Here is an 11,482-nt window from a genome sequence, read left to right as displayed (position 1 = left end):
CGCCCCGGAGCCGGGGCCCGGAGGTCCGCTGCCGCGGCCCGGCGGTCAGCCCAGTGCCTTGGCCTGCCAGTAGGAGAACTGCCGGAGCGGCTCGCCGTCGAGCGACCACGGCCAGGGCGTGACGGTGTCGCCGACCAGGTCGAAGACGCCGGCGCCCTCGCGCGGCCGGCCGGCCTGGACCAGGGCGAAGGCCAGCAGGTTGAGGTCGGCCAGGGCGGCCGCGTACCGCAGGTGCCCGGCGCGGGGCCAGTTCGCCAGCGCCGTCTCCAGCGCCCTGGTGGCCCGGTGGTTGGTCCACTGACGGCGGACCAGCAGGGCCTCCACGCCGCCGCGGGCGACGGTGCGGGCGTGCTCGTCCACCAGGGCGGTCAGTTCCACGCCCACGGCCGGCGCGTTCGACGGCACCCCGCCCCGGACGGCGTCCAGGAACTCCAGCTGGCCGCTGCGTGAGCCGCACTCCTCGGGCGACAGGTAGCGCAGCATCTGGAGATGGGCCTCACGGTTCCACGGGTCGCGCGAGGTCACTTCGTGCCAGACGGCGAACAGTTCGCGCGACTCCGCGCGGATCAGGCGCAGGATCCCGAGCAGCACCACCCAGGGGGCGGGGTCCTCGGGGAGCGCCTCGGCCGCGCGACGGCAGTCGTCGGCGACGGTCCGGGCCTGCTCCATCCGTCCGTCGTGCCGTCCGCGCACCAGCTCGACCCAGGCCTCGAAGACCATCGCGTCACCGCTCTGCGGCCGGCGCATCCGCCAGGTGCGGGCGAGCCCCGAGGGCGCGGCGGCCTCGGCCAGCACCGCGAGGCGGTGCGTACGGCGGTCCCAGTCCGTACCGCTCTCCTGGAGCAGCCGCTCGATCTGGTCGATCTGGATGCCGCTCTGGCCGGGCAGCCCGGTGGAGTTCAGCTGCCGCCGCACCCGGCCCAGCTTGACGTCGTCGAGCTCCGGCAGCAGACGGGGGCCGGAGGCACGAAGCTTGCGAAGTATCGACACGCGCCGCAGCCTAGGTCCCGGGTCGAATTTCGGACAGGCCTTGGCCGGAAAATGTTGCTCCGGGGACGTTTCGGTGACGGTACGGGGCCGTACCGCTACCGGCCCGGACGCGGCGTCCGGGCCGGTAGCGGTACGGGCGCCGTCAGCGGACGGCGGTTCCGGCGCGGCCGGCGGCGGGGGTCACCGGCTCCGGGCGCCGCGCCGGCGCCTCGGGTCCGAGCCGCCGGCGGAGCAGGACGGCGGCCAGCGCGACGAGGGCGAACGCCGCCCCGGCCCAGGGCAGCCGGTGCGCGCCGAGCGAGGACACCACCAGCCCGCCCACCGCGCTGCCGAGGGTGATCCCCAGGTTGGAGAAGGAGATGAAGAGGCTGTTGCCGAACTCGGGGGCGTCCCGGGCGTCGCGCGCCAGCCAGGTCTGGCTGACCACCAGCCCGCCGGAGTGGACCGCGCCCCAGAGCAGGACGCCCAGGGCCATCGGGACGGTCCACGGCCCGACGGCCCAGACCACGGCGTAGACGACCGCGTAGAGGACGGGGAAGGCGGTCACCGTGCGGACCGGGTCGCGCTCCAGCAGCCGGCCGAACAGCAGGTTCCCGGCGACCATCACCACCCCGAAGGCCATCAGCGCCACGCCGACCCGCGAACCGCTCAGGTGGGTGACCTGTTCCAGGTACTCGGCGAAGTACCCGTAGACCGAGAACATCGCCGCGAACACGGACACCACGGCCAGGACCGCCAGCCAGAGCCGGGGGCGCCGCAGGATCCGCAGCTGGCTGCCGTAGGACAGGCGCTCCTCGGACGGCATCGACGGGAAGAGGGCCAGGATGCCGAGGAAGGCGAGCAGGTTGACGCCCGCGCCGAACCAGAACGCGGCTGCCAGCGACAGGTGTTCGGCGAGGTAGGAGGTGAGCGGCACGCCGAAGGCGAACCCGACCGTGACACCGGCGAAGACGGTCGTCGCGGCCCGGGTGGCCCGCTGCGCCGGGACGAGCCGGGCGGCGGCGGTGAGCGCGACCGAGAAGAACACCGGGTGGAACACCGCCGGGACGATCCGGAAGACGAACATCACGTCGAACCGGTCGGTCAGCGCGTAGACGGCGTTGGAGACGGCGAACACGGCGAGCGCGGTCAGCAGGACCGTCCGGCGGGGGACGCGGGAGGCCAGCAGCGTCATGAACGGGCCGGTGGCGGCGACCACGAGCGCGAAGACGCCGACCAGCCAGCCGGCCGTGGACGGCGCGACGCCCAACTCCTCGGATATCCGGGGGAGGACGCCGACGACGCCCATCTCCGTGGTGATGATCCCGAACACCCCCAGGGCGAGTGTCAGGACGACGAGACCGTTCTTGCGCATGGCAGCCTTCCGCGCTCGGCCGACACGTCCGTGAACCGAGCGACAAATCTAGATAATTAGATGAATCATGCCGAAGTGAGGCAACGCTGGGGCCCGGCACGGCGCGTGGCGGCGCCGGGCCGGCGGGGGAGGGGTCAGAGCTCGTCGCGGACGTAGGCGGCGAACGCGGCGATCGTCTCCTCGTCGCGGCGGTAGAAGGTCCACTTGCCGATGCGCTCCGATTCGAGCAGCCCGGCGTCCCGCAGGATCTGCAGGTAGCCCGAGACCACCGACTGGGCCAGCCCGGACCGCTCCCGGATGTCCGTCACGCACACGCCGATGTGGAATCCCACGCCGCGCTCACGGTAGTAGTCCTCGTCGAAGTAGCGCTCGGGCGTCTTCAGCCAGCGCAGGAACTCCGCGCGCGCCGGGTTCGCGAGCGCTTTGTGAACGGCCAGCGGATCCACCGCCCACACTCCTTCCGCACGACGACCCGTAAGACAGATCTAATATTCTCGATACGAAGAAGTGTGTCAAGCGGCCTCGTTCCCACCGCTCCGCCCCGGGCGCCCGCCCGCCACCCGCACGTCAGGCCGGCAGCGCCTCCACCACCGACAGGGCCGTCGACGTGGGGATGACCCGCGACAGCCGCAGACCGGACCGCTCGAAGAGCTCCGCGAAGTCCGCCTCGGTGCGTTCGCGGCCCGTGAGGGAGGCCATCATCATCAGGTCCAGGGTCTTGGACTGGTGAGGGGCGTTGCCCCGGGGGACCACCGCGTCCAGGACCAGGACCCGGCCGCCCGGGCGCAGCGCGCGGCGGCAGTGGGACAGCAGGGTCACGCAGGTCTCGTCGTCCCAGTCGTGGGTGATCCGCTTGAGGAGGTGCACGTCGCCGGGCGGTACGGACGCGAAGAAGTCGCCCTCCGCCAGCGTCCAGCGGTCCGCGATCTCCTTGTCGGCGTCCAGGCGGTGGCCGGCCAGGACGTGGGGGCGGTCGTAGAGGACGCCCGCCAGGCCCGGGTTGCGGCGCAGCACCTCCAGCAGCAGGCCGCCGTGCCCGCCGCCGACGTCCACGACCGTGCCGGCCGCCGGGAAGGCGTAGGCCGCCGCGATGACCGCGTTCTCCGGGTCGGACATCGCCGCCATGCCCACGTGGAACACGGCGGCGGTCCGCGCGTCCTGGGCGAAGTGGTCGAAGAACGGCATGCCGAAGATGCTCTCGAAGGACGCGGTGCCGTCGGTGAGGCAGCTCGTCAGCTCCCCGGCCGGCAGCCACATGGTGCGGTCGGTGAGCATCTGGACGGCCGTCCGCGCGGAGTAGGGGACGTCGCCGCGCAGCGCCTGTCCGGCGTCGGTCAGGGCGAACCGGCCCAGGTCGTCCTCCGCGACCACGCCCCGGGTGGCGAGCAGGCGCAGGACCCGGTGGAGGCTGCGGGCGTCCGTGCCGGTCGCGGCGGCGAGTTCGGCGGGCGTGCGGGGGCCGTCCGTGAGGTGGTCGGCCACCCCGATGTCGGCGGCGGCCCGGAGGGCGGCGGGGAAGAGGAAGCCGAGGGCCTCGTCGGTGAGGAAGGCGGAGGAGCGGCGGTAGCGGGCTTCGAGGTCGGTCGCCCCGCTGTCGGCGGCCCCGGGGGTGCTCGGTGCGGACGGACCGGTGTCCGCGCCGGCGGCCGCTGTCCGGTCGCCGTCGTGCGTTCCCTCGTCCTGGCCCATGCCGTCCTCCTCGCCTCGGTGTCCCCGCGCGGGGAAGACTTCCCCCGGGCGAACGGGTCGAAGCGCGCCGCGGGCCGGTTTCGTGCGGGCACGATCATCTGCGGGCGGCGGGGGTCCGGACGGGCGGGAACCCCCGCGGCGGACGCCGGAGCGCCGCCGCGGGGGTTCGTCAAAGAGCCGGTCAGCAGCGGACGTTGCGCTCGCAGTCGAGGTAGCGGTGGCTCTGCGCCTCGATGGCGGCGGCGCGGGCGTCCGTGACGTTGGCCTCCTGGAAGCGGCCCTGGCTGCGCAGGTGCTGGGCTCCGGCAGGCCCTACCGGGCGAGGTCCGCCAGGACGGCCCGGGCCGCGTTGTGGCCCGGGATGCCGCTGACGCCGCCGCCGCGGACCGCGCCCGCGCCGCACAGCAGCACGTTCCGGTGCGCCGTCGCCACGCCCCAGCGGGCGGCGGCGCTGTCGGGGGCCTCGGTCGCGAAGGGGAACGACAGGTCCCGGTGGAAGATGTGACCACCCGGCAGGCCGACCTCCCGCTCCAGGTCGAGCGGCGTCCGGGCCTCCACGCACGGCCGCCCGTCGGCATCGGTCGCCAGGCAGTCGGCGATCGGCTCGGCCAGCACCTCGTCGAGCCGCGCCAGGCTCGCCGCCAGCGCGCGCGCCTTGGCCGCCGGGTCGGCGAACAGCCGTGCGGGCATCTGCAGGCCGAACAGGGTCAGCGTCTGGAGCCCCTGCCGGAGCGCCTCGGGCCCCAGGACCGACGGATCGGTGAGGGTGTGGCAGTAGATCTCCGACGGCGGCGCCGAGGGGATCCGGCCGGCCCGCGCCTCGGCGTGGGCCGTCGCCAACTGCCGGTAGCCCTCGGCGATGTGGAAGGTCCCGGCGAAGGCGTCCCGGGGGTCCGCGGCGGTGTCCCGGAGCCGGGGCAACCGGCGCAGCACCATGTTGACCTTGAGCTGGGAACCCTCCGGTGCAGGGCCGGCCTCCTCGCCCAGCAGCCGGGCCAGTACCGCCGGAGCGGCGTTCACCAGGACCCGCCGGCCCACCGCGGTCGCCTCCCCGTCCCGGTGCCGGTACGACACCTCGGCCTCGCCGGTGCCGTCGGTGGCCACGGCGGTGACCTCGCAGCCGGTCCGGATCTCCGCGCCGGCCGCCCGCGCGGCCTCGGCCAGCGCGTCCGTCACCGCGCCCATCCCGCCGACCGGGACGTCCCAGTCGCCCGTCCCGTTGCCGATCACGTGGTACAGGAAGCAGCGGTTCTGCAGCAGCGAGGGGTCGTGCGCGTGGGTGAAGGTGCCGATCAGCGCGTCCGTCAGCACCACCCCGCGCACCAGGTCGTCGCCGAAGGTCCGCTCGACCGCCTCGCCGAGGGGGCGTTCGAAGAAGGACTCCCAGGCGGCCTCGTCGGCGACCCGCCGGCGCAGCTCGGCCCGGGTGGGCAGGGGCTCGGTGAGGGTGGGGAACACCCGCTCGGCGATCCGGCCCGTCGACGCGTAGAAGCGCTGCCAGGCCTCCCACTCCCGGTCCGCGCCGGTCAGCGCCCGGAACGACTCCCGGGTCCGGGCGGGGTCGGCCGCGTCCACCAGCAGCCCGGTGGGCCGGCCGTCCCGGACGGTGGGCGTGTACGAGGCGATCCGGCGCCGCCGCAGCTCCAGCCGCAGCCCGAGGTCCCGCACGACCTCGCGCGGCAGCAGGCTCACCAGGTACGAGTAGCGCGACAGCCGGGCGTCCACGCCCGGGAACGCCCGGGCCGACACCGCCGCCCCGCCCACCCGCGGCAGCCGTTCGAGGAGCAGCACCCGCAGGCCCGCTCGCGCGAGGTAGGCCGCCGCCACCAGGGCGTTGTGCCCGCCGCCGACGATCACGACATCGTGCCGGGACTGCGCTTGCGCGTTCACGCGGTCACGCTACGCCACGGCGGAGGGCCGGGGAACAGGCCGCGCGCCACCCGTTCGCGCCGGCGCCGGATGCCGGTGACGCGGGGGGATGCCCGTGTCGCGGGGGACGCCTGCGCCACGGTGGACCCCTACGGCGCGGTGGACCCCTACGGCGCGGTGGAGCCCGGAGCGCGCCGCACGCCGTTGCCCGCCTCCGGCAGGGCCGGGGCCGGCCGGCCGCGCCGCCGGTGCAGCCAGAGGTACAGCAGGAGACAGGGCAGCAGCAGACCGCCGACGTTGAGGGCGACGAACGCGGCGAGGCTGTCGATGTGCCGGACCAGCCACCCGAAGTTCTGCCCGAAGAAGCCGACCACGAAGGACAGCGGCAGGAACACGGTCGCCACGATCGTGAGCCGCTCCATCGTGGCGGTCTGCCGGAGGTTGATCCGGTTCTGCTCGACCGAGATCACCGCGATGTTCGCCTCCAGGACGGTGGCCAGCAGGTCGCGCTGGGCGGCGACCTCCTCGTTGACCAGCAGGAGGTGGTCGTGCACGTCGCGGAAGTACGGCAGCAACTCGGGCGCCGACCGGCTGGGCCTCAGGTGCCGGGCGAGCACGGCGAGCAGGGGGTGGACGGCACGGTAGAAGTCGGTGGCCTCGCGGCGCAGGAAGTAGATCCGTTCGGTCGGGGCGACCGCGCCGGAGAACACCGTCGCCTCGATCTGCTCGATGTCGCGTTCGAGTTCGGCGACGACGGGCGCGTAGCTGTCGACCACCTGGTCGAGGATCGCCCACAGGGTCGACGCGCTTCCGGTGCGCAGCAGTTCGGGGCTGCGTTCGAGCCGGCTGCGGGCACCGGTCAGTTCGCTGGCGATGCCCTGGCGAACGGTGATCACGAAGTGCTCGGCGAGGAAGACGCTGATCTCGCCGCAGTCGACCTCCTCGCGTTCGTCGTCGTAGCGGGCGGTACGCAGGATGATCAGCTCGGTGCCGTCCTCGTACCGCTCGGCCTTCGGCCGCAGGTGGAAGGCCTGGGCGTCCTCGACGGCGAGTTCGTGCAGGCCGAAGCTCTCGCGGACGGTGGCCAGCTCCTCGGGGCCCGGTTCGAACAGGCCCAGCCAGACGAATCCGCCCCGCGCGCAGCGCGCGGCCGCCTCCTCCAGCGGCATCGGGCCCTCGTGCTGCCGGCGTCCGTCGCGGTAGTGCGCGCAGTCGACGATCATGGCCTTCCTCCTCGTGCCCGGCCGACCGCGCCGCGTGTCGCCCCACCGGCGGCGCAGCACGCCGCGGTCGCCCCACAGCACTAGATGCTCCTCCGATTCGGCCCGGCCTGCCCCACGGGCCCGGCGGAATCTCCGCGGGCCGGAGCCAGCGGCCCGCCGCCGGGCAGCCGCACCCGGCCCGCCGCACCCCCGGCCCGCCGCCCCTTCGGACGCGGCTCAGCCGGACGCCGGTGGCGGGTCCCCCAGGTACCGGCGCCCGGCTATCTGCTCGAAGATCAGGTTGGTCCGGGTCTGCGCCACCGCCGGGTGGGTGGTGAGGTGGTCCACCACGAAGTCGCGCAGGCCCTCGGGGCCGGCGACGCCGACGTGCAGCAGGTAGTCCTCGGAGCCCGACATGTGGAACACCGCCAGGACGCCGGGCAGGTCGGGGGCGGTGCCGCGGAAGCTCTCGTTCTGCTCACGGGTGTGGGCCCGGAGGCGGACGGAGATCATCGCCTGCAGCGGCAGGCCGATCGCGGCGGGGTCCACGTCCGCCCGGAACCCCCGGATGGTCCCGCGCTCCCGCAGCGCCCGGACCCGGGCCAGGCAGGTGGAGGGGGCGATGCCGACCCGCTCGGCGAGCGCGTTGTTCGGCAGCCGGGCGTCGTCGGCCAGGGTGCGCACGATCGCCCGGTCCACCTCGTCGAGGGGCGCCCTCCGGGCCTGCGGAATGTTCGGCATGCCGGGCAGGATTCCAGCTGTTTCCGACGATCCGCAAGACCTCGAACGGTGGTACCGAATCTTGTTCGGGAGATCTTCCCCCCGGCTCGGTGAAGTTCCATCCTGACGGCGGGTGGCGAACGCCGCCGCGCCGTTCCCCGCCCGGGGCCGGCCCGCACCGACCCCGGAGTGCCGTTCCCATGAGCCCGACCGTCACCCTCGCCGCCGCGACCGCCGTCGACCCGGGCGCGGAGCTGGACGGCCGCGATTTCGCGCTCCCCGCGAGCGGCCTGGACGACGACCGCCGGCTGCGCGCCCTCGACACCGTCGACGAGTACCTGTCGAGGAAGCGCCGGCACCTGGTCGGCTACCAGGCCACCCAGGACATGCAGGGCTGCGCGCTGGACCTGGCCCGGTTCATGCCGAACAACATCAACAACCTCGGCGACCCGTTCCAGAGCGGCGGCTACAAGCCGAACACCAAGGTCGTCGAGCGCGCCGTGCTCGACTACTACGCGGCGCTGTGGAACGCCGAGGGGCCGCACGACCCCGCCGACCCCGAGTCGTACTGGGGCTACATGTTGTCGATGGGATCGACCGAGGGCAACATGTACGCGCTCTGGAACGCCCGGGACTACCTGGGCGGCAAGGCGCTGATCCAGCCGCCGACGGCCCCGTTCGACGCCCTGCGGTACGTCAGGGCCACGCCCGACCGGGACAACCCCAACGCCCACCGCCCGGTGGCCTTCTACTCCGAGGACACCCACTACTCCTTCGCCAAGGCCGTGCGGGTGCTGGGCGTCGAGACCTTCCACGCGGTCGGCCTGGAGCAGTACCCGGACCGGTGCCCGCTGGTCGACCCCGCCACGGGACGCCGTGAGTGGCCCACCGAGGTGCCCTCCCGTCCCGGCCCCTCGGGCCGGTCCTGGGACGGTCCGGGCGAGATCGACGTCGAAGCGCTCGCGGTCCTGGTCGAGTTCTTCGCCGCGAACGGGCACCCGGTCTTCGTCAACCTCAACCTCGGCAGCACCTTCAAGGGCGCCCACGACGACGTCCGGGCGGTCTGCGAGCGACTGCTGCCGATCTTCGAACGGCACGGCCTGGTGCGGCGCCGGGTGACGTACGGCACCGACCCGCAGACCGGTGAGCCGCTGGCCGACCTGCGCAGGGGCTTCTGGATCCACGTGGACGGCGCCCTCGGCGCCGGGTACGCGCCGTTCCTGCGGATGGCCTCCCAGGACCAGGCGTACGGCTGGACCCCCGAGGTGGAGCTGCCCGCCTTCGACTTCGGCCTCAGGCTGCCCACCGAGGAGTTCGGCGAGATCGACATGGTCTCCTCGATCGCGATGAGCGGGCACAAGTGGCCGGGTGCGCCGTGGCCCTGCGGCATCTACATGACGAAGGTCAAGTACCAGATCTCGCCGCCGTCCCAGCCGGAGTACATCGGCGCGCCGGACACCACCTTCGCGGGCTCCAGGAACGGGTTCTCGCCGCTGGTCCTCTGGGACCACCTGTCCCGGCACTCCTACCAGGACCAGGTGGACCGGGTCCGCCGGGCCCAGGAGCTGGCCGGCTACCTGGAGCGGCGGCTGAGGGCGATGGAGCGGGAGACGGGCGTCGAGCTCTGGCCGGCCCGCACCCCGGGCGCCGTCACCGTGCGGTTCCGCAAGCCCGGCCCCGAGCTGGTGGCGAAGTGGTCGCTGTCCTCCCAGGACGTGCTGATGGTCCCGGGCGACGAGTCCACCCGCCGCAGCTACGCGCACGTCTTCGTGATGCCCTCGGTCGACCGGGCCAAGCTGGACGCCCTGCTGGCCGACCTCGCCCGGGACCCGGCCCTGCACGGGCAGGCCGGCTGACCGTCGCCGTCGCGCGGGTGCGTACGGCCGGCCGGGCGTCGTGCCCGGGCCGGCCGTCGCCGCCGTCGCCCCTGTGCCCCCGTACCTCGGGCGTCAGGCGTCAGGCGGAGCGGCGGTAGTAGGTGAGGGAGACCCGGACCGGTCCGTCGTCCGGGGCGGTGGCGAGCGGGCGGACGACGGCGACGTCCCGGCCGCCCTTGGCCCGGACGCAGAAGCTTCGGTCACCCTGCACGGCACTGAAGGGCAGGGCCGCGGCGGGCTGGGTCTCGATGCCCTTGACGCAGTCGGCGAGGGTCAGCGGACCGGTCGGGGAGACGTAGGCGTCGCTGTCCTCCGGGATGTAGAACTCGCCGGCGTGCCGGCCCAGGTACCAGGTGGAGGTGTCCTGGGCGGCGACCTTCCCGGTCTTGAGGTCGAACTCGTAGGAGTGGTCGGGCGAGGTGAGTTCGAGGCCGGTGTAGACGGCGGTGAAACCGGGGAGGGTGGTCGGCTGCGGGGGAGTGGCGGGCGCGGTGGGAGCGGACGGCGCGGACGCCGAGGCCGACGCGGCGGGCGGGGCCGGCGGGATGCTGCCGGTGGCGGCCACGTTCTGGTCGTCCAGGTCGTCGAAGTACCCGGGATCGAGCAGGAGGAACGCCCCGGCGGCGCCGACCAGCAGGGCGGCGGTCGTCAGGAGCGCGGTGCGGGCGCCCCGGCGTGCGGTGGTGGGGGCTCCGGGTCCGGCGGCGGGGGCCGGCTGCGGCCGGGTCGCCGGCGGGGCGGGGTGGAACCGGGCGGTCGGGGCCCCGGCCGCGGCGTGGACCGCGGTGCGGATGTCGTCCGGGTCGGTGGCGGCCGGCGTCGGTGTGGTCGGTGCCGGTGTGGTCGGCAGGTCGGTGTGGCGCCGGAGCTCGGTGCTGACCCGCGGGGGCAGCCAGTCGTCGGAGAGCCGGAGCCCGCCGCCGGTGGCCGGGTGGCGGCGGGCGGCTTCGATCAGCCAGGCGGTGCCCGGCCGCCGGCCGGGGTCCTTGGCCAGGCAGAGCCCGACCGCCTCGTGCAGTCCGGGCGGCAGGCCGGACAGATCGGGCTCCTCGTGCACCGCCCGGTAGAGCGAGGCCGGCTCGGGGCCGTCGCCGAAGGGCGGGACGCCGGAGCCGGCGTAGGCGATCAGGGCGCCCAGGGCGAAGACGTCGGTGGCCGGGGTCGCGGGCAGCCCGAGGACCTGCTCGGGGGCCATGAAGCCGGGCGAGCCGATGCGCAGTCCGGTCCCGGTGAGCCGGCCGGCGTCGGCGGCCCGGGCGATGCCGAAGTCGATGACGCGCGGGCCGTCGGCGGCGATCAGGACGTTGCCGGGCTTGAGGTCGCGGTGGACGACGCCCGCGGCGTGGATCACCTGGAGGGCCTCGGCGATGCCGGCCAGGAGCAGGACGGCGGTCCGCTCCGGCAGGGGACCGTGCCGGAGCACGACCTGCTGGAGGGAGGGGCCGGGCACGAAGGTGGTGGCCAGCCAGGGGGCGGCGGCGTCGGTGCCCGCGTCGACCACCTGGGCGGTGTAGAGGCCGTGGATGCGCCGGGCGCTGGCCACCTCCTGGGTGAAGCGGTGCCGGAACTCCGGGTCCTCGGCGAGCTCGGGGCGGACGACCTTGATCGCGACCGGGCGCCCCCCGGGGGTGTAGGCGAGGTAGACGCGGCCCATGCCGCCCGCGCCCAGCCGGGCGCAGAGGCGGTAGCCGCCGACCTCGCGGGGGTCGTCCGGGGACAGCGCCTGGAACGCCGTGGGCGACGGGGCGCCGAAGGGCTCTGCGGTCATGCTGGCTCCCAGC

The 11,482-nt window shown here is 74.4% G+C and carries 9 protein-coding genes; 1 reads left to right on the top strand and 8 read right to left on the bottom strand.

Going from position 1 to position 11,482, the window contains the following annotated elements; all coding sequences use genetic code 11:
• Positions 1–45: 45 nt before the first annotated feature.
• From ACIQTO_RS35260 to ACIQTO_RS35230, 7 genes are all read right to left on the bottom strand, one after another.
• Complete coding sequence (locus tag ACIQTO_RS35260; RefSeq protein WP_402397035.1) at positions 46–990, bottom strand: hypothetical protein; 945 nt, start codon at positions 988–990, stop codon at positions 46–48.
• A 142-nt stretch (positions 991–1,132) separates the two neighbouring features.
• Positions 1,133–2,344: an MFS transporter gene (locus tag ACIQTO_RS35255; RefSeq protein WP_402397032.1), complete on the bottom strand. Its 1,212-nt coding sequence runs from the start codon at positions 2,342–2,344 to the stop codon at positions 1,133–1,135.
• 134 nt (positions 2,345–2,478) lie between these two features.
• Positions 2,479–2,790 (bottom strand): ArsR/SmtB family transcription factor, encoded by a 312-nt coding sequence (locus ACIQTO_RS35250; protein WP_402397029.1) that lies wholly within the window; start codon positions 2,788–2,790, stop codon positions 2,479–2,481.
• A gap of 121 nt (positions 2,791–2,911) precedes the next feature.
• Positions 2,912–4,033: a methyltransferase gene (locus tag ACIQTO_RS35245; RefSeq protein ID WP_402397026.1), complete on the bottom strand. Its 1,122-nt coding sequence runs from the start codon at positions 4,031–4,033 to the stop codon at positions 2,912–2,914.
• Between the two features lie 312 nt (positions 4,034–4,345).
• Positions 4,346–5,923, bottom strand: a complete 1,578-nt coding sequence (locus ACIQTO_RS35240; RefSeq protein WP_402397023.1) for a phytoene desaturase family protein — start codon at positions 5,921–5,923, stop codon at positions 4,346–4,348.
• 146 nt (positions 5,924–6,069) lie between these two features.
• Positions 6,070–7,125, bottom strand: a complete 1,056-nt coding sequence (locus ACIQTO_RS35235) for a magnesium and cobalt transport protein CorA (protein ID WP_402397020.1) — start codon at positions 7,123–7,125, stop codon at positions 6,070–6,072.
• Between the two features lie 216 nt (positions 7,126–7,341).
• A complete protein-coding gene (locus ACIQTO_RS35230) occupies positions 7,342–7,845 on the bottom strand; it encodes an Lrp/AsnC family transcriptional regulator (RefSeq protein ID WP_402397017.1) in 504 nt (167 codons plus the stop codon).
• Positions 7,846–8,024: 179 nt separating this feature from the next.
• On the opposite strand from ACIQTO_RS35230, the gene ACIQTO_RS35225 reads away from it, so the two are divergent.
• Positions 8,025–9,680, top strand: a complete 1,656-nt coding sequence (locus tag ACIQTO_RS35225; RefSeq protein ID WP_402397014.1) for a histidine decarboxylase — start codon at positions 8,025–8,027, stop codon at positions 9,678–9,680.
• A gap of 100 nt (positions 9,681–9,780) precedes the next feature.
• Here the strand turns inward: ACIQTO_RS35225 and ACIQTO_RS35220 are convergent, their stop codons facing one another.
• Positions 9,781–11,469, bottom strand: a complete 1,689-nt coding sequence (locus ACIQTO_RS35220) for a serine/threonine-protein kinase (protein ID WP_402397012.1) — start codon at positions 11,467–11,469, stop codon at positions 9,781–9,783.
• Positions 11,470–11,482 lie beyond the last annotated feature (13 nt).

Origin of the sequence: Kitasatospora sp. NPDC091207, assembly GCF_044768625.1 — a bacterium.
Taxonomy (GTDB): Bacteria; Actinomycetota; Actinomycetes; order Streptomycetales; family Streptomycetaceae; genus Kitasatospora.
The sequence above is the reverse complement of the archived record's forward strand: the minus strand, read 5'-3'. Positions and strand labels throughout refer to the sequence as shown.